This window comes from Pseudarthrobacter sp. NIBRBAC000502772, from assembly GCF_006517235.1.
In the GTDB taxonomy this organism is placed as follows: domain Bacteria; phylum Actinomycetota; class Actinomycetes; order Actinomycetales; family Micrococcaceae; genus Arthrobacter.
Genome location: NZ_CP041188.1, coordinates 23,907 through 47,069, shown reverse-complemented (window position 1 = coordinate 47,069; position 23,163 = coordinate 23,907). Strand labels below are relative to the sequence as shown.

Annotated in this window: 21 protein-coding genes and 2 pseudogenes; 18 read left to right on the top strand and 5 right to left on the bottom strand. The window is 63.0% G+C overall.

All coding sequences use genetic code 11. The features are described from left to right. Positions 1 to 1,024: 1,024 nt before the first annotated feature. Positions 1,025 to 2,845 (top strand): glycoside hydrolase family 15 protein, encoded by a 1,821-nt coding sequence (locus NIBR502772_RS00260; RefSeq protein ID WP_141141861.1) that lies wholly within the window; start codon positions 1,025 to 1,027, stop codon positions 2,843 to 2,845. On the opposite strand, the gene NIBR502772_RS22565 is transcribed toward NIBR502772_RS00260, so the two are convergent. Further along, the gene (locus tag NIBR502772_RS22565; protein WP_210412355.1) at positions 2,822 to 2,995 is read right to left on the bottom strand and encodes a hypothetical protein; all 174 of its coding nucleotides are present in this window, start codon (positions 2,993 to 2,995) and stop codon (positions 2,822 to 2,824) included. The two genes, NIBR502772_RS00260 and NIBR502772_RS22565, sit on opposite strands and share 24 nt — an antisense overlap. A gap of 260 nt (positions 2,996 to 3,255) precedes the next feature. After that, the gene (locus NIBR502772_RS00250; protein ID WP_246848639.1) at positions 3,256 to 3,504 is read right to left on the bottom strand and encodes a 4a-hydroxytetrahydrobiopterin dehydratase; all 249 of its coding nucleotides are present in this window, start codon (positions 3,502 to 3,504) and stop codon (positions 3,256 to 3,258) included. A 185-nt stretch (positions 3,505 to 3,689) separates the two neighbouring features. Here NIBR502772_RS00250 and NIBR502772_RS22655 point away from each other — a divergent pair. From NIBR502772_RS22655 to NIBR502772_RS00205, 8 genes and pseudogenes are all read left to right on the top strand, one after another. Further along, positions 3,690 to 3,821, top strand: a pseudogene (locus NIBR502772_RS22655) (ATP-binding protein); the annotation flags it as partial. Between the two features lie 181 nt (positions 3,822 to 4,002). After that, positions 4,003 to 4,593 carry a 6-phospho-3-hexuloisomerase gene (hxlB, locus tag NIBR502772_RS00235; RefSeq protein WP_246848638.1) on the top strand — a complete coding sequence of 197 codons (591 nt, stop codon included), beginning with the start codon at positions 4,003 to 4,005 and terminating at the stop codon, positions 4,591 to 4,593. Between the two features lie 55 nt (positions 4,594 to 4,648). Next, complete coding sequence (gene hxlA, locus NIBR502772_RS00230; RefSeq protein ID WP_141138594.1) at positions 4,649 to 5,272, top strand: 3-hexulose-6-phosphate synthase; 624 nt, start codon at positions 4,649 to 4,651, stop codon at positions 5,270 to 5,272. A gap of 166 nt (positions 5,273 to 5,438) precedes the next feature. After that, complete coding sequence (locus NIBR502772_RS00225) at positions 5,439 to 5,684, top strand: hypothetical protein (protein ID WP_141138593.1); 246 nt, start codon at positions 5,439 to 5,441, stop codon at positions 5,682 to 5,684. A gap of 76 nt (positions 5,685 to 5,760) precedes the next feature. Continuing rightward, complete coding sequence (locus tag NIBR502772_RS00220; protein WP_141138592.1) at positions 5,761 to 5,976, top strand: hypothetical protein; 216 nt, start codon at positions 5,761 to 5,763, stop codon at positions 5,974 to 5,976. A gap of 46 nt (positions 5,977 to 6,022) precedes the next feature. Beyond that, on the top strand, positions 6,023 to 7,579 hold the full coding sequence (zwf, locus tag NIBR502772_RS00215) for a glucose-6-phosphate dehydrogenase (protein ID WP_141138591.1): 1,557 nt from the start codon (positions 6,023 to 6,025) through the stop codon (positions 7,577 to 7,579). Further along, a pseudogene (locus NIBR502772_RS00210) lies at positions 7,576 to 7,770 on the top strand (OpcA protein); the annotation flags it as partial. The gene zwf and the pseudogene NIBR502772_RS00210, both read left to right, overlap by 4 nt. A 122-nt stretch (positions 7,771 to 7,892) precedes the next feature. Further along, positions 7,893 to 8,513, top strand: coding sequence for an MBL fold metallo-hydrolase (locus NIBR502772_RS00205; RefSeq protein WP_141138590.1), 621 nt, complete (start codon positions 7,893 to 7,895; stop codon positions 8,511 to 8,513). Between the two features lie 358 nt (positions 8,514 to 8,871). On the opposite strand, the gene NIBR502772_RS00195 is transcribed toward NIBR502772_RS00205, so the two are convergent. After that, on the bottom strand, positions 8,872 to 10,140 hold the full coding sequence (locus tag NIBR502772_RS00195; protein ID WP_141138589.1) for a response regulator transcription factor family protein: 1,269 nt from the start codon (positions 10,138 to 10,140) through the stop codon (positions 8,872 to 8,874). Positions 10,141 to 10,345: 205 nt separating this feature from the next. Here NIBR502772_RS00195 and tkt point away from each other — a divergent pair, with 205 nt between their 5' ends. The 5 genes from tkt (at position 10,346) to fbaA (ending at position 16,205) form a co-directional block, all read left to right on the top strand. After that, positions 10,346 to 12,505 carry a transketolase gene (gene tkt / locus NIBR502772_RS00190; protein ID WP_246848637.1) on the top strand — a complete coding sequence of 720 codons (2,160 nt, stop codon included), beginning with the start codon at positions 10,346 to 10,348 and terminating at the stop codon, positions 12,503 to 12,505. 105 nt (positions 12,506 to 12,610) lie between these two features. Then, entirely contained in the window at positions 12,611 to 13,732 is a 1,122-nt protein-coding gene (gene tal / locus NIBR502772_RS00185; protein ID WP_141138588.1) for a transaldolase, read from the top strand. A 37-nt stretch (positions 13,733 to 13,769) separates the two neighbouring features. Further along, positions 13,770 to 14,471: a ribulose-phosphate 3-epimerase gene (gene rpe / locus NIBR502772_RS00180; RefSeq protein WP_141138587.1), complete on the top strand. Its 702-nt coding sequence runs from the start codon at positions 13,770 to 13,772 to the stop codon at positions 14,469 to 14,471. A gap of 32 nt (positions 14,472 to 14,503) precedes the next feature. Next, positions 14,504 to 14,977, top strand: a complete 474-nt coding sequence (locus NIBR502772_RS00175; protein WP_141138586.1) for a ribose-5-phosphate isomerase — start codon at positions 14,504 to 14,506, stop codon at positions 14,975 to 14,977. Positions 14,978 to 15,185: 208 nt separating this feature from the next. Beyond that, positions 15,186 to 16,205, top strand: coding sequence for a class II fructose-bisphosphate aldolase (gene fbaA / locus NIBR502772_RS00170; protein WP_141138585.1), 1,020 nt, complete (start codon positions 15,186 to 15,188; stop codon positions 16,203 to 16,205). A gap of 215 nt (positions 16,206 to 16,420) precedes the next feature. Here the strand turns inward: fbaA and NIBR502772_RS00165 are convergent, their stop codons facing one another. Continuing rightward, a complete protein-coding gene (locus NIBR502772_RS00165; protein WP_141138584.1) occupies positions 16,421 to 17,446 on the bottom strand; it encodes an ATP-dependent 6-phosphofructokinase in 1,026 nt (341 codons plus the stop codon). 418 nt (positions 17,447 to 17,864) lie between these two features. Then, positions 17,865 to 19,316 (bottom strand): glyceraldehyde-3-phosphate dehydrogenase, encoded by a 1,452-nt coding sequence (locus tag NIBR502772_RS00160; RefSeq protein WP_246848838.1) that lies wholly within the window; start codon positions 19,314 to 19,316, stop codon positions 17,865 to 17,867. 537 nt (positions 19,317 to 19,853) lie between these two features. Between NIBR502772_RS00160 and NIBR502772_RS00155 the strand changes: the two genes are divergently transcribed. The 4 genes from NIBR502772_RS00155 (at position 19,854) to pqqB (ending at position 23,162) form a co-directional block, all read left to right on the top strand. Next, positions 19,854 to 20,354 carry an MSMEG_3727 family PQQ-associated protein gene (locus tag NIBR502772_RS00155; protein WP_210412354.1) on the top strand — a complete coding sequence of 167 codons (501 nt, stop codon included), beginning with the start codon at positions 19,854 to 19,856 and terminating at the stop codon, positions 20,352 to 20,354. A gap of 15 nt (positions 20,355 to 20,369) precedes the next feature. Continuing rightward, positions 20,370 to 22,055, top strand: coding sequence for a PQQ-dependent dehydrogenase, methanol/ethanol family (locus NIBR502772_RS00150; RefSeq protein WP_141138582.1), 1,686 nt, complete (start codon positions 20,370 to 20,372; stop codon positions 22,053 to 22,055). 44 nt (positions 22,056 to 22,099) lie between these two features. Beyond that, the gene (gene pqqA, locus NIBR502772_RS00145; RefSeq protein WP_141138569.1) at positions 22,100 to 22,195 is read left to right on the top strand and encodes a pyrroloquinoline quinone precursor peptide PqqA; all 96 of its coding nucleotides are present in this window, start codon (positions 22,100 to 22,102) and stop codon (positions 22,193 to 22,195) included. A gap of 73 nt (positions 22,196 to 22,268) precedes the next feature. Beyond that, positions 22,269 to 23,162: a pyrroloquinoline quinone biosynthesis protein PqqB gene (gene pqqB / locus NIBR502772_RS00140; protein WP_141141859.1), complete on the top strand. Its 894-nt coding sequence runs from the start codon at positions 22,269 to 22,271 to the stop codon at positions 23,160 to 23,162. Position 23,163 lies beyond the last annotated feature (1 nt).

Genomic DNA, 23,163 nt, shown 5'->3' with positions numbered 1-23,163 from the left:
AACAGCGGTTGTCCGTCGTCCATGGGATGTCTTGGCCGGATGGCACAGAGGCCTCATCACATTCGCTCAAGGTCGCGATTCGTCGACTAATCGATCAATGGCGGGTGACCCAGCCATTGCCGGGAAGACACGTGAAGAAGACAGGCTGCTGGACGGGCGCAAAGGGGACTACGAGCCATTGGCCGCCATAAAATTCCACGTACGAATCCGAGGGGCACCATGCGTAGGCTTCTTCTCGTGTCATCTCGCTCTGTCTTTCTCGCTAGGTAGTGACCTGGCGGGAAGGTAGCGGGGTGCTGGTCGGGACCATCCCGTTACTCCCGAGGTGGGTCGGTCGCGTCAGATTTCCTTTCCTTCCCGAAGGAGGGCTTGTATCCATACTCCTGTCACCGGCGGGCAGGGGATACGCCAATTTTGGATGGTTTAAACTACCCCTTTGGGTAGTTTTTGTGTGGAATCGTACCGCATGACAGCTGGATGCATGAGCCCACAGCTTTTTCGTTCCCCTCAAAGATGATCGTGCACGGGCTGCGGTGGCCGCTATTTCGTTCCATCGCCCGGGTCGCGGACGCTCGGCACTCCGGGCGGAGCTGCTCCGAGAGGCAGTCCTGCCCTTGCGGGCATCGGGCAGACAGACAGCTGACTTTCAGGGACGAATGCACATGGCAGGTTCAGAAGAATGCAGGCGTCTATTGACAAATGCTGCACGCACTGAGGGCTGTTTGCTCCCTCGCGTCCTTGCCCTTTGGCGCGCATTGGATGGTGTCGTCTGCATGCTGCAGCGGCTTTCGCTCAAGGATTCACCAGGAGGCATATCGGTGGATGAATGGGTGAGGATGCTGCAGAGCGCCCTGCCCGCTTCGAAATCCGTACGCGGGCGTGGCCGTCCGGACGTAGTTTCTTCTCCATGAGCGGCCTCAACCGGGTCGTGGAAGTGGAATCTACCGGCATGGGCGGTTCTGCGCCGACCATGTTGACAGCAGCTGGCCCGACCGAGATGGGACAAGTTGTGATTGAGTGGAGCATGGCTGCACTCATAGAGGATTATGCGTTGCTTTCCGATCTTCAAACCGGGCCTCTCATATCCCGGGACGGCAGCGTGGACTGGCTCTGTTTTCCGCGCTTTGACTCACCGTCCGTGTTTAGCCGACTTGTAGGCACCGATGAGCACGGCCGATGGCTGTTGGCTCCCAGCGGATCAGATGCCGTCGTTGTCGATCGGCACTACATTGACTCGACATTTGTGCTCCAAACCATTTGGAAGACTGGCAGTGGAAAGGTCTTGGTTACCGATTTCATGCCGCTGGGGGACAACGGTTCGTCCCTTATCTGCCGTGTTACCGGGTTGGCCGGCAGCGTTGAAATGCGCCAGGAAATTCGGATCCGGCCAGGATATTCGACGGTCTTGCCTTGGGTGAGCCGTGTCCGCGACAGCGGGCCGACGGCGGCGCCGGTCCTGCTGGCCATGGCCGGGCCGGATGCTCTGGCCCTAAGAGGGCCACATCTTCCCCAAGCCCAAGCGCACGGGCATGAGGGAGAATTCCTCATTTCAAAGGGCGAGAAGGTGGATTTCGAACTAACGTGGTTTCCCTCGCACCGCCCTTTGCCAGCAGCAACTAATGTTGATGTCGCCCTTGCAGAGGCAACTGAGTATTGGAGCCGCTGGGGAAGCCACTGCCGACAAGACGGCACCTACGAGGGTGCAGTAAAGCGTTCATTATTAGTATTACGAGCCCTGACGCATTTTGAAACGGGCGGCATTGTGGCAGCGCCCACAACGTCCCTCCCCGAGGATTTCGGTGGACCGCGGAACTGGGACTATCGATACTGCTGGTTGCGCGACGCGGCCCTGACACTGGAGTCGATGCTGACCCACGGCTATGAAACGGAGGCACTGGAGTGGCGCAATTGGCTCCTTCGGGCACTGGCCGGCGATCCCGAACAAATGCAGATCATGTACGGGGTGGGTGGAGAACGGGAACTTCCTGAACGCGAACTCGAGCACCTCCCTGGCTATGAAGACTCCAAGCCCGTGCGAATTGGAAACGCGGCAGTATCGCAGTTCCAGGCTGATGTTGTCGGCGAGGTGATGGTGGCATTGGAAAGACTGCGAATGGCCGGGGGTAAAGAAGACCACTTCTCCTGGGCCCTTCAGCGGGCACTCTTGGGATTCGTCGAAAAACACTTCGATGACAAAGACTTCGGCCTGTGGGAAATGCGCGGCGACGCACAATACTTCACCCACTCACGAGTGATGATGTGGGCCGCCTTCAACAGCGGGATCCGGGCGGTCCAGATCCACGGATTACCTGGCGATGCTGAAAAGTGGGAGCACCTCCGTGAGCGGTTGCGTGAAGAGATCATGCGCGAGGGTTTTGATCGGAGGATTGGCTCTTTTACGCAAACCTACGGCGGAGGTCAAACAGACGCTGCATTACTAGTCATGCCACAAGTCGGGTTTCTCCCCTACAACGACGAGCACATGCTCGGCACAGTCGCACGGCTGGAAGAAGAACTCCTCACCGACGACGGCCTTTTGCTGCGCTATAGAACAGAGAGTGGCGTTGACGGCCTGGAACCGGGCGAACATCCTTTCCTCGCCTGCTCATTTTGGCTCGTGGAACAGTACGCGCGCACAGGGCGACAGGTGGAGGCAAAGACCTTGATGGACAAACTCGTGGGGCTCGCCAACGAGCTCGGCTTGCTGAGCGAAGAGTACGCAACCCACGAAAAGCGGATGGCCGGCAACTATCCCCAAGCATTCTCACACCTGACCCTGGTCAGGGCAGCCGACGCCATGCATGGGGTCGACCGCCTCAGCCTAGCTGTCGACGCTGCGGATTAGTGGCACGGCGTGGGAGCGGTCGGGTCGGTCGACCTCAGGGATCATGACGCCGGCTTTGGCGAAGTGGCGGGTCATGTCAGCGCCGTAGCACCCCGGTGCCCTCGACTCCGATCCGGCCAGGTCACCGAACTCGCCGATCCAGGCGAGCATCGCATGGTAGCCGTATGCGTGGTGTAGGGAAGCTCCTGGTGCCTAACACTGTTTCGCCGGCGTCGATGACGGCGGTGACGTGGAGTTCTTTGTGCGAGTCGGCACCAGCATTCTCGCGGTCAAAAAAGGAGAGGAGCCAGCCCTTGGCATGGCGCCTGACCGTACAGGTCGTCGCGATCGACCCCACCACGGCCTTCAGGCTGCCGCCCGGCCTCTTCGGCACCTTGGCGAGGACTGCCGCGGATGCGATGTTACGCGGCCTACTTCACCGCCCGCGTCGTGCGAGGTAACGCCGCGTGAACACGCGGTTGTAGCGGCAGTTCAAGGTCCGGGTGGTGGTTCTTCTCCTCGGAAAGACGCCCGACGGCGGCAATCAGCTCGAGCGCGTCCGCCGTCGTCGGCGTCTTGTAAATAGTGACGAGGCCTCCCAAACGGTAGCGCCAGTTCGGCAGGCCCGAAAGGGCCCCGTCAATCGGCGGGCGTGTGAAGACATCATCATGTGGTGCCACGGCTGACTACTTGCCAGGTAGGGTGAGCCCGCCCATCGACCGCGAAGGCGGCGGCTTCGCTATCCCGCCGGTGGAACGTGACGTCGTCACGGACCCTTAACGCGGTGATGCAAAGTTTCGCTGAGGCCTGTTCTGATGGCATTGCGCGGGTTTCCACGGGTGGAGCTGCGTACTGGGCCTGGACGGAAGACTCCACGGACGCTCAAGCCATCGCAGCCGTCGCGCGGATTACCCGCGGCAACTTCCGCCTCATAGACCGGCTCTTCACCCGGGTCGAACTGGTCATGAAAATCAACGAGCTCAGCACCATCACCGACGTCGCGGCTGCGCTGAACCGGTCAGTGTATCGAGGACGGAACGGACGCCTAATCCTTAAGTGTAGTCAGAACCGTCAGAAAACAGTGTTACCCCCGCCCATTCGTCTCGGGATGATGGATATCAACCAGAAAGCATCCTTTCGGCCGCTACAGGCCGATGACCCATCGAAGGGAACACATCGTGAATCCGACAGCAACCGGCGCACATGCCGTCACGCGCAATCTTTCCCTTGTCCAGGACGAGATTGCGGTTACGTCCGCAGGCATCAGCGAAGAGCAGATGGCCGTCCTGGCAAGCCATCTGGCAGGGCACCTCGGTGGGGCGGGCCGGGTTTTCGTCGCCGGTGCGGGCCGGAGTGGTCTGGTGTTGAGGATGGCTGCGATGAGGCTGATGCACCTGGGCCTGAATGTGCACGTCGCCGGTGACACCACCACTCCCGCCATCAGCTCCGGTGACCTGCTCCTGGTGGCTTCCGGATCGGGAACGACCTCGGGAGTGGTCAAGGCAGCGGAAACAGCGGCGAAGGCCGGAGCTCGGATTGCGGCGTTCACCACCAACCCGGATTCGCCTCTCGCCGGCTTCGCTGACGCGCTGGTGATCATTCCCGCCGCACAGAAGACCGACCACGGCTCCAGCGTCTCCCGCCAGTACTCCGGGTCCCTCTTCGAACAGGTTCTTTTCCTCGCCACCGAGGCCCTCTTCCAGTCTCTGTGGGACAACACCGATGAACCGGCCGAACAGCTCTGGCTCCGGCACGCCAACCTCGAATAACCGAACCACAATTTTCCACACCCACCGCAGTTCCCAACAGAAGGAAAACAACACCATGAAACTCCAAGTTGCTATGGACGTCCTGACCACTGAAGCCGCCCTCGAACTGGCCGGCCAGGTCGCCGAGTTCGTCGACATCATCGAGCTGGGCACCCCCTTGATCAAGGCTGCCGGCCTCTCCGCCGTCACCGCCGTCAAGAACGCCCACCCGGACAAGATCGTCTTCGCTGACATGAAGACCATGGACGCCGGAGAACTCGAAGCCGACATCGCTTTCAAGGCCGGCGCCGACCTGGTCACTGTGCTCGGCACCGCCGACGACTCCACCATCGCCGGCGCAGTCAAGGCAGCCAAGGCCCACAACAAGGGCATCGTCGTTGACCTCATCGGCGTGGCGGACAAGGTCACCCGCGCCAAGGAAGCCCGCGCCCTGGGTGCCAAGTTCGTAGAGATGCACGCCGGACTCGACGAGCAGGCCCTGCCCGGCTTCGACCTGACCGGACTGCTCCGCGCCGGAGCAGAAGCGCGCGTTCCGTTCTCCGTCGCAGGCGGCGTGAAGCTCGCCACCATCGAATCAGTCCAGAAGGCCGGCGCTGACGTAGCCGTCGTCGGAGGCGGCATCTACAGCGCGGCCGACCCGGCACTGGCAGCGAAGCAGCTCCGCGCTGCCATCGTCTAACCATCCGAGTGACGGTGTCGTCCCACACCCGTAAAGCTGCGGGACGACACCTCCGGGGTTCAGCCCCTGCAACTTCAGGGGACCCGCATCCGCGGAATTCCCTACCTGTACTGCCCGCGGAGAACGTCACCGCGGGCAGTACATGTTCGGGGGAAAGACATAAGACATGAATCAACAAACAGTGGGACCGTCCGGGGGAACTCGCATATGCCCCGACCAGCAGCCTGTCCTGGAGTGGGGTTCCCTTCAGCACGGGGACTGCGTTGAAGTCTGGTCCATCGATTCGTTCCTCTACGCAGCCTATGTGGATGACGGCGCCGACGACGGCGGACTGATATGGGTCATCGAGAACTGCACAGGCTGCCGCCGTCTGTTTGTTCGTGATGATCCCGTCGTACTGTATTCGATCTAAGAAGCACCACCACCCCTCAAGGATGAGGGGTTGACACATCGGGGGACTCAAATCCTTTGGAAGGAAGCTGTTCATCATGCATAGTCAGGCCCCCGAGCAATTGGAAGTCCTCGTTACCGAGCCTGGTCGACTTTACGAGTTGCTCGACGATGCAGAGGCCATGCTCCGGCAAGTAGCGATGCCCCAAAGCTTTGCCGGCATCCTGGTCACCCGCCATCATCCTGGCCGGTACACGCTCGCGCTCAGCGACACGGTTCCCTTTGGGGAGACCCGCGAGCAGATACTCTCGTGACCGACGGTCGACGGGCGCACTGCCTGTCGACAGTTAGAAGGCAAGAATGTCTGTTATTTACGTTGATTCGAGTGTGAGGTCCGAGCATAACCCGCTCCGGGATCCGCGTGACCGTCGTTTGAATCGGATTGCCGGTCCGTCCTCGTTGGTGCTCTTCGGGGTGGCCGGGGATCTTGCCCGTAAGAAGCTCATGCCGGCCGTGTATGACCTGGCGAACCGGGGGTTGTTGCCGCCGAGTTTCGCGTTGGTGGGTTTCGGCGGCCGTCCGTGGTCGGATGCGGAGTTCGCTGCCGAGGTGAAGTCTTCGGTGAAGGCGTATTCGCGGACGCCGTTTGATGAGGCGGTGTGGAACCAGCTCGCTGAGGGTGTCCGTTTTGTCCAGGGCGAGTTCGACGACGATGATTCGTTTGAGCGGTTGGGTGACACGATCGCGGGGCTTGATGAGGTCCGCGGAACGCGGGGTAATCACGCGTTCTATCTCTCGATCCCGCCGAAGGCGTTTGAGCAGGTCTGCCGGCAGCTCTCCAAGCATGGGCTCGCGCAGGCTGAGGGTGAGAAGTGGCGGCGGGTGGTGATCGAGAAGCCGTTCGGGCATGACCTGGAGTCGGCCCGGCAGCTGAACGACATTGTGGAGTCGGTGTTCCCGCCGGATGCGGTGTTCCGGATCGACCACTACCTGGGTAAGGAAACGGTCCAGAACATCCTGGCGTTGCGTTTCGCGAACCAGTTGTTCGAGCCGTTGTGGAACGCGAATTACGTGGACCATGTCCAGATCACGATGGCCGAGGACATCGGCACGGGCGGCCGTGCCGGGTATTACGACGGTGTGGGCGCTGCCCGCGACGTGATCCAGAACCACCTGCTGCAGCTGCTGGCGTTGACGGCGATGGAGGAGCCCATTTCCTTCAACGCCGATGATCTGCGGGCGGAGAAGGAAAAGGTCCTCGCCGCGGTGAAACTCCCGGAGGATTTGTCCACTCATTCGGCGCGCGGGCAGTTCGCCGGCGGCTGGCAGGGCGGGGAACAGGTCCAGGGCTACCTGGAGGAAGAGGGTATCCCGGCCGATTCGAAGACCGAGACGTTCGCGGCGATCCGGGTGGATATCCATACCCGCCGCTGGGCCGGTGTGCCGTTCTACCTGCGCGCCGGCAAGCGCCTGGGCCGGCGGGTGACGGAGATCGCGGTGGTGTTCAAACGCGCCCCGAACCTGCTCTTCCGTGACCATGGGGAGGATGACTTCGGCCAGAACGCGGTGGTGATCCGGGTCCAGCCCGATGAGGGTGCGACGATCCGGTTCGGGTCTAAGGTCCCGGGCACGCAGATGGAAGTCCGGGACGTGACCATGGACTTTGGTTACGGGCACTCCTTCACCGAGTCCAGCCCCGAAGCGTACGAGCGGCTGATCCTTGATGTGCTTTTGGGCGAGCCGCCGCTGTTCCCGCGGCACGCGGAGGTGGAGCTGTCCTGGAAGATCCTGGACCCCTTTGAAGATTACTGGGCCGGTTTGGCTGAGCAGCCGGAGCCTTACGCTCCCGGCAGCTGGGGCCCTGCCTCGGCGGATGAACTGCTGGCCCGCGACGGACGAACCTGGAGAAGGCCATGATTGTAGATTTGCCGGACACCACTACCTCGAAGATCTCCAAGAAAATCATGTCCCTGCGCGAGCAGGGCGGCGTGATTGCCCTGGGCCGGGTCCTGACCCTCGTGGTCGTGACCCGGTCCGGGCTCGAGGAAGAAACGATCGAGGCCGCCAACGAGGCCAGCCGCGAACACCCCTGCCGGATCAGTGTGCTGGACCTGGACACCTTCGTGACCGAGCGCATCACCACTGGCGACGTGGCGGAAGTCTTTACCAAGATGTACGAGGAAAAAGTCCTGTGCCCGATCGTCGAAGTACAGTCCCAGAAGGAGCTCTCATGACAGTCACCATCGAAAACCTGATCACCTCGGGAACGTTTGCACTCGACGGCGGCACCTGGGACGTGGACAACAACGTCTGGATCGTGGGCAACGACGATGAATGCGTGATCATCGACTGCCCGCATGACGCCGAGGCGATCATCAACCAGGTCCGCGGCCGGAAGGTCCTGGCGATTCTGCTGACCCACGCGCACAACGATCACATCGGCGCGGCGCGGCAGGTCGCGGGCGCTGTCGGCGCCCCGCTCGTCCTGAACCCGGAGGACCTGGTCCTCTGGAAGCAGGTCTACCCTGATACTGAACCGGACCGGTATCACGGGGACGGTGACGTGTTCGAGGTGGGCGGCACCGCGCTGTTGGCCATCCACACCCCGGGCCATTCCCCGGGCTCCACCTGCTTCTACCTCGAAAGCGAGGGAACGATCTTCACCGGCGATACCCTCTTTAATGGTGGCCCGGGAGCGACAGGACGCTCCTACAGCGACTACCCCACGATCCTGACCTCCATCCGAGATCGGCTGCTTCCGCTGCCGGCCAAAACCGTGGTCCGCACAGGCCATGGCAACAGCACCACCATTGGTGCGGAGCGGGAGACCCTGGCGCAGCTGGCCCAGTGAAGAGGCCCAGTGAAGAAGCGAACAAGGTCGCCACTGAACCTCTCCACCGGAATCCGCCACCAAGCGCAAAGCGGCCGGGTTCTGCGAGAATGAGGCCACGGCCGTGGCCGAGGAAAACACCCTCCGCACGGTCGGGGCCGAGTCCTGGGCCGAGCACTCCTCGCCGAACTCTCCGGGAAACGGAGTACTGGCCGGGCAGGCTCAGCGAACCGGCGGTCATCAGGGAGCGGCCTAGGATCCCGGACCACCTTGTCCCGACACAACCCGTCCCCGAGTGTCCTTCCCGATTCCGGGGCCGGCCCCGCTGGCGCTCTCTAGTCCGTCTTCCGGCCCGAGTGCTATGAGACAGGGTACGCTGTCACCGGAGTCCGTGGCTGTGTGCCAGGGCGATGGCCTCGGTGCGTGAGCCGACCTCGAGCTTCCTGAACAGGTTCCGCACATGGAACTTGACCGTATTCTCGCTGATGCCCAGCTTTAAGGCGATGGTGCGGTTGCGTTCTCCGGCGACAAGGTGCTGGAGCACTTCGAGTTCCCGGGCGGCAAGGTCCCATCCGGCGACATCCCCGGCCGGGCGTGCCGGCAGGTCCAACGGGAGGGTGACGAAGACGTCTGCACCCCAGCCTGGCATGACGTCGATCCGCAGCTGTCCGGTGAGCGCTTGGACCCGGCGGTCCAGGCGGGCGATGCTCGGCGCGTCGGCGGCGAGCTTACCGCGGCCGTCGTCGCGTACGTTGATCAGGAGGTTTTCGCCGTCGCAGTCCCACTGCGTCCGTATTCTGCTGACGTCGGGTTGTTCCGTCATGGCCAGTACCAGTCCTCGGACGATGGCTCGTGCCGCGTGGGCAACTTCGCCGGGCAGGGCCCTTCCATTCAGGGGAGGTTCGATGAATTCGACCTCGATGCCGCTGAATCGCGTGAGCGGTCGCAGGTCCTCGCGCAGTCGCTCGAAGGCTGTGGCGACGGGCTCTTCCACCAGGTCCGTCGTGCGGTCGCTGAGAGTGCGCAGCCGGACCAAGGCCTTGGCGGTGAGGTCAGTGACAGTGGTGCGTGCCGCTGCATCCTCCAGAGAGGATGAGCGCAGGGCTGCGAGGAGGGTCTCCAGGGTCGTGGAGTGCAGATCGGTCAGTTCCGCCGTCACGCGTACGCGTTCAGCTGAGGCCGCCCGCGATTCCAGCAGATACGACGGCGGCGCATCGGCCACTTTCTCCTGGATCCGCCGGGCAGCAAGGTGCCACAAATACGTCACCAAGTCCAGCTCGGCGTTGTGCCCTGGATCGGCCGGGTGAGGATCCGTGAGGACGAGGAGGGCCTGGCTGGAGGCGTGTTTTAGGGCGAGTACGGGGCGGGGGCGGCCGGCGAGCTCGGCTTCCCCGAACCAAGGTGTCTGATCCGAAAGGGCGCCGCGAAGCGTGTCCAGTTCGGCGATGGAGACCCGGGAAATGATTTCTTCCGCGCCCGCCTTCTTCTGCGGCCGCCCCGTGCAGTCTTCGGTGAAGATGACGAGCGCGCTGCTTCCCAGATGGGGGAGCGTTGCATCACGGAGCCGCTCCGCAATCTGGCCCAGGGGGGCATCGGCCAATGCTGCCACGCTCTCCAAAAGTGGCCACTGCGGGTCTGGAAGTGGCATAGCAGATTCATTCAGGGGTTGGTCAGCAGCTGCGCTCATCCGGCCAGCATACCGGGGCGGAGGCGCCCAGCCAACCCTAAAGGGTAGTAAGAACCGTCAGAAAACAGTGTTACACCTGCCCGTTTGGTTAGAGACGATGGATATCAACCAGAAGCATCCGTGCGGCCGCCCACAGGCCGATGACCGAATCAAAGGAGATTAAATCGTGAATCCGACAGCAAATGCGACGCGTGCCTTGATCAGCACCACTGAATCAGAAACACTCAACTGGACGTCCGAGGACCAGCGCGCGGTGGACACGGCCCGTGTCCTGGCCGCGGATGCTGTGGAGAAGGTCGGTAACGGCCACCCCGGCACGGCGATGAGTCTGGCGCCGGCCGCCTACCTTCTTTTCCAGAAGCTGATGCGCCACGACCCCCGCGACCCGGACTGGCTGGGACGCGACCGTTTCATCCTGTCCCCCGGCCACTCCTCCCTGACCCTTTACATCCAGCTGTTCCTGTCCGGCTACGGTCTGGAGCTGGACGACCTTAAGGCGTTGCGAACCTGGGATTCGCTGACCCCCGGCCACCCTGAGTACAAGCACACCGCGGGTGTGGAGATCACCACCGGCCCGCTCGGCCAGGGGCTGGCCTCCTCAGTGGGCTTCGCCTACTCACAGCGCCGGATGCGCGGACTGTTCGATGCCGACGCTGCCGAGGGCACGTCCCCGTTCGACCACACCATCTGGGTCATCGCTTCCGACGGGGATATCCAGGAAGGCGTCACGGCCGAGGCTTCCTCACTGGCCGGGCACCAGGAACTGGGCAACCTTGTAGTTGTCTACGATGAGAACCACATCTCCATCGAGGACGACACCGACATCTCCTTCACCGAGGATGTCCTGAAGCGTTACGAGGCCTACGGCTGGCACACCCAGCGCGTTGACTGGACCGAGACGGGCGAATACGTCGAAGACGTCCAGGAGCTCTACAGCGCACTCCTGGCAGCGAAGGCAGAGACGTCCAAGCCGTCCATCATCTCGCTGCGTACCATCATCGGGTACCCGGCGCCGAAAAAGCAGAACACGGGCAAGATCCACGGTTCCGCACTGGGCGCCGAAGAGGTCGCAGGCGTGAAGTCCGCCCTGGGCTTCGATCCTGCCAAGTCCTTCGAGGTGAACCAGGAAGTCCTGGCACACGCCCGCTCGGTAGTGGACCGCGGGGCCGCGGCCCGCAAGGAATGGGATGGGTCCTTCAACGCCTGGCAGTCAGCCAACCCCGAGGGCGCCGCCTTGTTGGAGCGGATCGAGGCCAAAAAGCTTCCGGCCGGACTCGACGCCGTCCTGCCCGTCTTCGAAGCAGGCAAGGACGTCTCCACCCGTGCAGCGTCCGGGAAGGTCCTGAACGCCCTCGGCCCGGTCATGCCGGAACTCTGGGGCGGTTCGGCCGACCTTGCCGAGTCCAACAACACCACCATTGAGGGATCACCGTCGTTCATCCCGGCTTCCCGCTCCACGGATACGTGGAAAGGCAACCCGTACGGCCGGGTCCTGCACTTCGGTATCCGGGAGCACGCTGCGGCCTCGATCGTGAACGGCATCTCGCTGCACGGCCGGACCCGCGCGTTCTCAGGCACGTTCCTGATCTTCAGCGACTACCAGCGCCCGGCCATCCGCCTCTCCGCCTTGATGGGCGTCCCGTCCATCTATGTGTGGTCGCATGACTCCATCGGCCTGGGCGAGGACGGCCCCACGCATCAGCCGGTGGAACAGCTCGCCACCCTGCGCGCCGTCGTGGGCCTGGACGTAGTCCGCCCCGGTGACGCGAATGAAGTGGGCATAGCGTGGAAGACCATGCTGGAAAACCACGAGAACCCGGCCGGCATCATTCTGACCCGTCAGAACGTCCCGACTTTCGCCCGCGGCGAGGGTACGGCCGAGGGTGACACCTTTGCTTCCCCGGCCGGTGTGGCCAAGGGCGGCTACGTGTTGGCCGAGGCATCCAGGAACGGCAGGACCGTTGACGCCCAGGTCATCCTGATCGGCACCGGCTCCGAGGTCCAGCTCGCCGTCCAGGCCCGCGAAGCCCTTCAGGCCGAAGGCATCGGTACCCGCGTTGTCTCCATGCCGTGCGTCGAGTGGTTCAACAAGCAGGACGCCGCCTACCGCGAGTCCGTGCTTCCCGCTGCAGTCAAGGCCCGCGTCTCGGTAGAGGCCGGGCTGGCCCTAGGCTGGAGGGAATTCGTCGGCGACGCAGGCCGTTCCGTCAGCCTCGAGCACTATGGCGCTTCCGCCGACTACAAGCGCCTTTTCCAGGAGTTCGGCATTACCGCGGAGGCTGTCGCTGCCGCCGCTAAGGACTCCCTCGCCGCCACAAGAAACTAACCCTCTCAACTGCACTGCAGCCGGCGCCGCGGGACGGCTAACAAGCGTCCCGCGGCGCCGGCGCAAGCTCTCAACTATTCATGATTTTCGAAGGAAGCAGACGCCATGACCAACGCAACCCCCACCGCACAGCTGTCCGACGCCGGTGTGTCCATCTGGCTGGACGACCTCTCCCGCGAGCGACTCGCCAGCGGCAGCCTGCAGAAGCTCATCGACGAAAAGAACGTCGTCGGCGTGACCACCAACCCGTCCATCTTCCAGGCCGCGATTACATCCGGCTCTGACTACGATGCAAAGATTGCCGAACTTGCCGCGCAGGGCACCGGCGTCGAGGAGACAATCTTCGAGATCACCACCACCGACGTCGCCGACGCCTGCGACCTCTTCGCCCCGATTGCAACCGCCAGCAGCGGCGTGGACGGCCGTGTCTCCATCGAGGTCGACCCCCGTCTGGCCTGGGACACCGAAGGAACCATCGCTGAGGCCAAGAACCTCTACAAGAAGGTTGACAAGGACAACGTCCTCATAAAAATCCCGGCAACTCTCGAAGGCCTCGCGGCTATCTCGGCAACCCTGGCCGAAGGCATCAGCGTCAACGTGACCCTGATCTTCTCGCTTGAGCGCTACCGCGCCGTCATCAACGCCTTCCAGGCCGGACTGGAGCAGGCCAAGGAAAACGGCCACGACCTGTCCAAGATCCACTCGGTCGCCTCGTTCTTCGTCTCGCGTGTTGATTCCGAAATCGACAAGCGCCTCGACGCCATCGGCACCGACGCAGCCAAGGCCCTCAAGGGCAAGGCCGGCGTCGCCAACGCCCGCCTCGCCTACCAGGTCTACGAGGAGCTCTTCTCCACCGAACGCTGGGCAGTCCTGGCTGAAGCCGGCGCACTCCCGCAGCGTCCCCTGTGGGCCTCCACCGGCGTCAAGGACCCGGCCTACTCCGACACCCTCTACGTCACCGGACTCGCCGCCGCCGGTGTGGTCAACACCATGCCCGAAAAAACGCTCGACGCCACCTTCGACCACGGCGTCGTCACCGGCGACACGATCTCCGGCGCCTATGCCGAGTCCAAGGCCGTGCTGTACGCACTGGACGCCCTGGGCATCTCCTACAACGAGGTGGTTGCCCTCCTCGAATCCGAAGGCCTGGACAAGTTCGTGGCCAGCTGGAAGGAACTACTGGCCGACGTCGAAGGTGCCCTTGCCGCTGCACGGAAGTCTTCCTAGCCCACTGAGCTCTGACCGCCACCGAAAGGCAGACACCATGCCCGTTTCACCCCTGAATTGCTGTATCAACCCCAGCATCCTCTCGGCCGACTTCGTCAACCTTGAGGCCGAGCTGGCCCGCATCAGCAACGCCGATGCCGTGCACGTGGACGTCATGGACAACCACTTCGTTCCGAATCTGACCATCGGCCTGCCCGTCGTGGAACGGCTGCAAAGGGTCAGCCCCGTGCCGTTGGACGCCCACCTGATGATTTCCAATGTGGACCGCTGGGCGCCGCAGTTCGCCGACGCCGGCCTGAGCTCGGTGACGTTCCACGTCGAGGCGTCCGAGGCCCCGATCAAACTCGCCCGTGAACTTCGCGCACGCGGGGCCAAGGCGGGCATGGCACTGCGCCCGGCCACCCCGGTGGAACCGTACCTGGACATGCTCCCGGAACTGGACCTGCTCTTGATCATGACGGTGGAGCCGGGCTTTGGCGGCCAGGCATTCCTGGATGTCATGTTGCCCAAGATCCGCCGTGCCCGCGCGGCGGTCGAGGGTTCGGGGGTGGACGTGGCCATCCAGGTGGACGGCGGTATCACGGAGGAAACCATCACGCGCGCCGCGGAGGCCGGTGCCAACGTCTTTGTGGCCGGATCCGCCGTGTACGGCAGGCCGTCGCCTGCGGACGCCATCGAGTCGCTGCGCGCGAACGCCCAGCTCGCCTTCGCCCCAATAACCTCGCCTTCACCCCAATAACTCTGTACGCCAACCAGTCTGAAGGACCACAAATGCGCGTTCACATCGCAACCGACCACGCCGGCATGGAGCTCAGCTCCCATCTCATCACCGCACTGTCAGCTAAAGGCTACGAGATGGTAGACCACGGGCCGGCGGCCTACGATGCCGAGGACGACTACCCGGCATTCTGTATCAAGGCCGCGTCCGCCGTCGTGGCCGACCAGACCGCTGGCGTGGACGCCCTCGGGATAGTGCTGGGCGGCTCGGGCAACGGCGAGCAGATCGCCGCGAACAAGGTCGAGGGCGTGCGCGCCGCTCTGGCATGGAACCTGGACACGGCCAAGCTGGCCCGCCAACACAACGACGCCAACGTGGTCGCAGTCGGGGGACGCCAGCACACCGTCGAGGAGGCTACCGAATTGATCGAGGCATTCCTCACCGAACCATTCACCAACGCCGAACGCCACGAACGCCGCATCGGCAAGATCGCCACCTTTGAAACCACCGGCGAGGTTGCCGAGTAGCTCGTCGCTTCACGAGGGGAATCGGTGCGGTTGAGGATTGGTAATCTCACCTCGGGCAGTTTGTCCCGCTGCACGCCAATCTCAGGCACCTTCCCCTAACCCAATGAAGAAGCCGCCTTCCGGTTCGGTTGAGGATCGCAACGGAAGGCGAGAAATGCCCTGACCAGCAGGGAAGAGCCCATAGACGAACTCCAGCATAGGAGTCACCATGCCCATTGCAACCCCAGAGATCTACTCCGAGATGATCGATCGCGCCAAGGCCGGAGGCTTTGCGTTCCCGGCGGTCAACGTGACGTCGTCGCAGACCCTGAATGCAGCCATCCGCGGGTTCGCCGAGGCTGAGTCCGATGGCATCATTCAGGTTTCCACCGGTGGCGCGGCGTACTGGTCCGACGCGTCGGTCAAGGACATGGTTGCCGGTTCGCTCGGCTTCGCCGCTTTTGCCCGCGAAGTGGCCAAGAACCACAACGTCAACATCGCGCTGCACACCGACCACTGCCCCAAGGACCAGCTGGACGGTTTTGTCCTGCCGCTGCTGGCGGCGTCGGAGGCCGAGGTCAAGGCCGGCCGGAACCCGATCTTCAACTCGCACATGTGGGACGGCTCGCACGAGACCCTCGAAGACAACCTGCGCATCGCGCGCGAACTGCTGGCGCGTGCCGCCGCTGCGAAGATGATCCTCGAAGTTGAAATCGGCATCGTGGGCGGCGAGGAAGACGGCGTTGAGAACGAAATCAACGAGAAGCTCTACACAACGGTCGAGGACGCCCTGGCCACGATCGAGGCCCTCGGCGCCGGCGAGAACGGCCGCTACATCACGGCCCTGACCTTCGGCAACGTCCACGGTGTGTACAAGCCCGGCGGTGTGAAGCTGCGCCCGGAGATTCTCGAGGACATCCAGGCCGAGGTGGGCGCGAAGATCGGCAAGGAAAACCCGTTCGACCTCGTGTTCCACGGCGGTTCCGGCTCCAGTGACCAGGAAATCGCTGACGCCGTTTCCTACGGCGTGATCAAGATGAACGTCGACACCGACACCCAGTACGCCTTCACCCGTCCGGTGGCCGGGCACATGCTCGCCAACTACGACGGCGTCCTGAAGATCGACGGCGAAATGGGCAACAAAAAGACCTACGACCCCCGCGTCTGGGGCGCCTCCGCCGAAGCCGGCATGGCTGTCCGCATCGTCGAGGCCGCCCGCCAGCTCGGCTCCCTCGGCAAGACGTTCTAGTTATGTCCGACGAGTTCCGCAAGAACCCGGTGGGCACCGAGCCCACACTCCTCGCCGCCTAAAAGCGGGCGCCGCCGGCTTGGCGGACGCTGATCGCTGCTCATGCGGCCCGGATTGGCAGCAGCGTGACTCGTTGCCTTTGCCGCCACAGCTGCCGTGGTTCCTGACGGAACCCTCCAGGGACTTCCCAGACTGTTTGGTCGGAGGCGGGCAGCTCAGCCGAACAGGACGGCGGCTTCGTCGTAGCGCTTCTGCGGAACGGTCTTGAGCTGGCCCAGGGCCTCCCGGAAGCCCACTTGTTCGATTTCCGTGCCTTTCAGGGCAACCATGGTGCCCCAGAGGCCCTCGACTACAGAGTCGATCGCGGCCATGCCCAGGCGGGTGGCCAGGACCCTGTCGAAAGCTGACGGAACGCCGCCGCGCTGGATGTGGCCCAGGACGGTGGCGCGGGTTTCGATGCCGGTGCGGCTTTCAATGTCGGGGGCGAGCTGGTCCGCGATCCCGCCAAGCCGCGGCCGGCCGAACGTGTCCAGGCCGCGCTCGGAGTGCGGGGATTCCATGTGGTCCGGAACAAAGCCCTCGGCCACCACAATCAGCGGTGCGCGGCCGCGGGTGTGGGCTTCCTGGACCCACTCGGTGATCTGCTCGACGCTGACCTTCTGCTCGGGGATCAGGATGGCGTGCGCACCGGCGGCCATGCCGGCGTGCAGGGCAATCCAGCCCACATGGCGGCCCATAACCTCGGCGATCATGCAGCGGCGGTGGGACTCGCCCGTGGTCCGGAGCCGGTCAATGGCCTCGGTGGCGATCTGCACCGCCGTGTCGAAACCGAAGGTGTAATCCGTGGCGTCAAGGTCGTTATCCACAGTCTTCGGGACGCCCACAATCTTCAGCCCGGCGTCGGTCAGGCGTTTGGCGGCAGCCAGTGTTCCTTCGCCGCCGATCGCGATGATCGCGTCGATGCCGAGGCGGTCCATGTGGGCCTTGATAACTTCCGGCCCGCCGCCGTTTTCGAAGGGGTTGGTCCGGGACGTCCCGAGGATGGTGCCACCCTGCTTGGCGATGCCACGAACCATGATGCGGGGGATGTCGATGATGTCGCCTTCGACGACGCCCCGCCAGCCGTCCAGGAACCCCACGAATTCGTGGCCGTGGATGGCAATGCCCTTCAACACGGCACCGCGGATAACCGCGTTCAGTCCGGGGCAATCGCCGCCGCTGGTAAGAATTCCAATTTTCATGTCTCGGCTCAAATCATAGGAGAGGGTTTACAGGCAGAGCGTCACACGGAGCTCTCCTGGAAGTGCGTGGGAGTTGCGAAGTACGACAGAGTTTCGGAAGCAAGCGGTGCGAGGCTGGATTTCAGGCACCGCCACTTTTTGCGCTCGTATCCCAAGGTCTGACACGGCACAGTTCTCGAGATCAGGACCCAAAAATCACAAAGAACCTTTTGATCCCCTCGTGGATCTCCCCAAGTCCTTCGCCACCCAATTGGGAAGACGACGGCATGGGAAATCAAAAATGCGGCCTTCCAAGACGTCTATGACCGGAGATGTGGGCTGGTACGGTTCGCCCATTGGATTTACCTTTCTGCTGTAACTCGCCGCAAGGCGGCGGGCTAGTGGTGGTGGCCGCGGCTCAATTAGGCAGCGGTTGAATCTATCCCAGGGCGGCAAGGACCGACATGGCCTCCTGAACAACATCCGTGGCAGGGAAGAATGGCCGCTTCAGGCCCGCCATCTCTTCCATGACCCGGACTACCTGGCAGCTGTATCCGAACTCGTTGTCGTACCAGACGTAGAGGACGAGGTTCTTTTCGTTGGAGATGGTGGCCAGGCCATCAACAATTCCTGCGCGACGGGAACCGACGAAGTCCGTGGAAACAACCTCGGGGGAGTCAACGTAGTCGATCTGCTTGCGCAGGTTCGAGTGCAGTGACATTTCCCGGAGGAAGTTGTTGATTTCATCCTTGGTGGTCCCGTTCTCCAGGCTCAGGTTCAGGATCGCCAGCGAGACGTCCGGCGTGGGGACGCGGATTGAGCTGCCGGTGAGCTTGCCCTGAAGTTCGGGCAGTGCCTTCGCCACGGCAGTGGCCGCTCCGGTTTCGGTGATGACCATGTTCAGCGCGGCGGAGCGGCCGCGGCGGTCGCCCTTGTGGAAGTTGTCGATCAGGTTCTGGTCGTTGGTGAAGGAGTGGACGGTCTCCACGTGGCCGTGGATCACGCCGAACCTGTCGTTGATAGCCTTCAGGACCGGGGTGATGGCGTTGGTGGTGCAGGACGCCGCGGACACGATCTGGTCCGTGTCCTCGATGGTGCCGTGGTTAATACCGTGCACGATGTTCTTCAGCGCGCCCTTACCCGGGGCAGTCAGGAGAACGCGGGCAACGCCCTTGCTCTGCAGGTGCTGGGACAGGCCCTCAGCGTCGCGCCAGCGGCCTGTGTTGTCCACCACCAGGGCGTTGTGGATGCCGTACGCGGTGTAGTCGATCGTGGCGGGGTTGTCCGAGTAGATGACCTGGACCTGGACGCCGTTCGCGGTGATGGTGTTGGCGTCCTCGTCCACGCGGATGGTTCCCTCGAAGGAGCCGTGGACCGAGTCGCGGCGCAGCAGGCTGGCGCGCTTGGTGAGGTCCTTGTCCGAGCCGCGGCGCACCACGATGGCGCGCAGGCGCAGGCCGTGGCCGCCGCCAGCCTTTTCGATGAGAAGGCGCGCCAGCAGGCGGCCGATCCGGCCGAAGCCGTACAGCACGACGTCGGTGCTGGTGTGGTTATCGGTGCCGCGTTTGCCGACGAGCTCGGCGAGTTCGCCGCGGAGGAATTTCTCCAGGGTGACACCATTGCCCTTTTCCTTAAATTTTTGGTTCAGGCGGGCGATGTCGATCGAGGCCGAGCCGAGCTGCAGCTGCGCCAATGTGTTCAGCAGCGGGGCAGTCTCTTCAAGGAGCAGCTCGTCCTTACTGATCCGGCGCGCGAAGCGGTGTGCCTTGAGGATGTTCATGGTGGAGTAGTTGGTCAGGCTGCGGCCGTGAATGCTGGTCACCACGTTGTTCTCGCGGTACAGCCGGCCGATCACCGGAATCATGGCCTCGGCGAGGGCCTCCCGGCCCATCCACGTATCAAGACAAGAATCTGGAGTTTGTCGCATCGGGCTGCCTTTCCAAAAAGAGTGGGGCCTGGCATCCATCCTCCTATCATTCGCGGGTAGGTGAAACGCTAACTATGGATGGCTAAACCTACCTGTTTAGGTAGTACGGCGCGTGGAACGTCCCGTACTCGTCCGCGGGGCCAGGCGCCGGCGGCCTTGGGTTCACCCATGGTCAATCTCATCCCCAAGGATGTCCGCGGCCGCCCTGCCAGCCAGACACCGCCCGGCCGCATCAGGCCGAGGATCCGCCGCAATTCAGGCACTCGCCGTGCGCTTCGTGTCTGTGGCTTCTCGCTGTCGCGTGTCGGGCGGTGTGATCTGGATCTCGTGACGAGCGGCGCGTTGAGGCCGGTGAACGGCATGGTGTGGGGGTCCAGCGGTTGTGTCTGGTTGTCGGGTACGGGTAGGCATACGGTTATCTCTCAGCTGGCTCGGATGAGCAAGCTGTTACGCAGGAAGTTTGCGTAATTCGTATGTGATTTCACGAGGAGGTGATGTCCAGTGACGACGACTACTGAAGAAGTACCGACCATTGAAGAAGTGCCGACTACTGAAAATCGGTCTGATCTGCTGGCGAAGTTTGGCTTGGACGGACAGAACAAGGCGACCATGGGTCGAGTGTTGGGGACCGGCTCCATCGCTGAGGCGACCGAACGTGCTGACGGCACGATGGAGGCGACGATCCGGATCAAGGAAGACGAGTGCTGCTGGGAACCAGCGATCCTGGTCCTGCCGCACGGCGGTGAACTTGAACTGACGGTCATTAACGATGACACGAACACGCACGCCTGCCTGTTGCCCAATAATGGCGGCCCGAAGTTCCTCGGGTTGCTGAACCACTCGAAGGGCCGGGCGACGATCAACCTGGATGGCCCGGGTTACTACTGGTACAGCTCACCGGCAGGCAACGACGAGGGCCGCGGTCTGACCGCCGCAATCGTTGTGAAGGGCGAAGTGCCCCCAGAAGCCCGGCTGGATCGACCCAACCAGCCCCGCCCATAGAAAGGAATTATTCCGATGACAGTCGAATATATAGACGCCGGCGAGGCGATCGACCACAGCGCACTGAGCGCCGTGCCCGGTACCGCGCCCGCGGTGACGAACAACATCGACTACGAACGCCTCCTGAATGCGCGTTCGGAATCGCAGAACTGGCTCACGTACTACGGTGCCTATGACGGGCAGCGGTACAGCCTGCTGGACCAGATCAACACTGAGAACGTGAGCAAGCTCAGCCCTGCCTGGATCTTCCAGGCCGGGCAGGCTGGTCAGATAGCAGGTGGGTCGACCTACGCATTCGAGGCCTGCCCATTGATCGTGGATGGCGTCATGTACGTCACCGGCTGGGACGGCTGGTTCTGGGCTGTCGACGCGGTCACGGGCAAGGAGCTCTGGCGCTATAAGCATGCGGTGCCCTTCGATGTTTCGCTCTGTTGCAGCAATGTCAACCGAGGTTGCGCGGTGGCCAATGGGAAAGTCTACTTCGTGACTCCGAACGCCCAGCTGCTGGCGTTGGACGCAACCAACGGCGAAACGGTGTGGCAGAAGACCATCGGCGACGTGCGCGCGGGTGAGAGTGCCTCGCTCGCTCCGTTGGTAATCAAAGACATGCTCATCACTGGCAGCGCCGGCGGCGAGTTCGGTGTGCGTGGCCACATCGACGCCTGGGACTTGGAGACCGGCGAGCAGCGCTGGCGCACTTACACCGTGCCCAAGCCTGGCGAACCAGGCTCGGAGACCTGGCCCGCTGACGGTGAGGCCTGGCAGCGCGGTGGCGGAAACCACTGGGTTACCGGGACTTATGACCCGGAGCTAAACCTGTACTACGCGGGCACCGGCAACCCGGCACCCGATTTCGACGGCGGGATTCGCGAGGGAGACAACCTCTACACGGACAGCGTTGTCGCGCTGGACGTCGACTCAGGCGAGATTAAGTGGCACTACCAGTTCACTCCGCACGACCTGTGGGACTACGACTCCACGATGGAGATGACCCTGTTCGAGCGGGATGGCAAGAAGTTGCTGGGTCACTTCGACAAGAACGGCTACTTCTTCGTGCTGGACCGCACCAACGGTGAGCTGCAGCAGGTCACTCCCTTCGTGGACCGTATCGACTGGGGTGTCATCACTCGAGATGGGAAGGTGACTGCCCGGAAGTACCCGGACAAGGAGGGCGAGCCGGTCCATTTCTTCCCCGGCCCGGCCGGTGCGAAGGAGTGGACGCACGCGGCGTACAGCCAAAAGACCGAGCTGTTCTACGTGCCAGTGGCCGACGTGGGTGCTACAGCGACCCGGCGGCGTCGGGAGTTCAAGGAGGGCATGCCTTATTGGGGCGCTGCTGTTCAGGTGGACATCGACGACATGGCCGGGTCAGTCAGCGCGTTCGACAGCTACGGCGAGGAGAAGTGGCGCTGGCGCATCGACTACCCAATGGCCGCGTCCGTGCTTGCTACAGCCGGCGACCTGGTTTTCGCGGGCACCCCGACCGGTGAGTTCGTCGCCTTGGACGCCCGAACCGGTGAAAAGCTGTGGGAGTTCCAGTGTGGTAGCGGCCATCACAGCAGCTGCTCGACCTACAGCGTCGACGGCAAGCAGTACGTCGTCGTCCCAGTGGGCTGGGGTGGATGGCTCGAAGGCATCATCCCCGCAATGAGCGCCGCGGGCCACGGTAGCGCGTTGATCGCCTTCGCCCTGCCCAGCTGATTCCAACCCAAATACCCATCCAGAGACCGAAAGGAAAAAAGACCATGAATGTTGATAACAATCTGAAAAAGTGGGAAGCGCCCACACTCGCGGAAATCCGCGTGTCCGCCGAAGTAACCGCCTACGTGGCAACCAAGTAGAAAACCGGGGGGGTGCCAGGCCAGATTGGCCCGGTACCCCTCCGGCGACACAGCGAAAAGGGTGTGATCGGTGATGTGGATGCACGTACTGGGATCGGCAGCCGGCGGAGGATTCCCGCAGTGGAACTGTGCGTGCCCCCAATGCCGCGCGGCACGGAGCGGCTCGCGACCCTGCGTCCCACGCTCCCAGTCGTCCATCGCGGTGAGCGCTGACCGGCAGCAGTGGTTCCTGTTCAATGCCTCACCGGATATCCAGTCACAAATAGAGCCTTTCGAGGCTCTGCATCCCGACGACGGCAGTGTGGCTCGGCTGCAGGCCGTGCTGCTCACCGACGCCGAGCTTGACCACACGCTCGGTCTGCTCCTGATGCGGGAGGGTCGCGGACTCGAGGTGCACGCGACGGAGTCGGTGTACGAGACCCTCACCACCGGAACCGGGATACTGCGGACTCTCGAAGCGTACTGTCCGGTCACGTGGCGACCGGTGGTCCCCGGCACCGAGGTGGTGCTAGGCGAAGGGCTCTCGTATTGCGCGTTCGAGGTGCCCACCAAGAAGCGGATGCGCTTCGCCGGGGCTGCGCCGAACGGTCGGGTCGTGGGCTACCGTGTCACGGACACCACCAGTCGTCGAAGCTTGGTCTACCTCCCGTGCGTGCAGCAGCTTACCCCCGACATCCTCGAGGAGCTGGCGGACTCCTCCGCCTTGCTGGTCGATGGCACCTGCTGGCGTGATGACGAGATGCCCAGCCTCGGCCTGGCTAGCAAGACCTCGCGTGACATGGGACATGTACCGATCGATGGGCCGGGCGGCAGCCTTGAGCTGCTGTCGCCGCTACCCATCGATCGCAAGATCTACATCCATATCAACAACACCAACCCGATCTTGCTCGACGACTCGCCGGAACGACTGCACCTCGACCGGCATGGCATGGAAGTCGCCGTGGACGGGCTGGAACTAGAGATTTAAG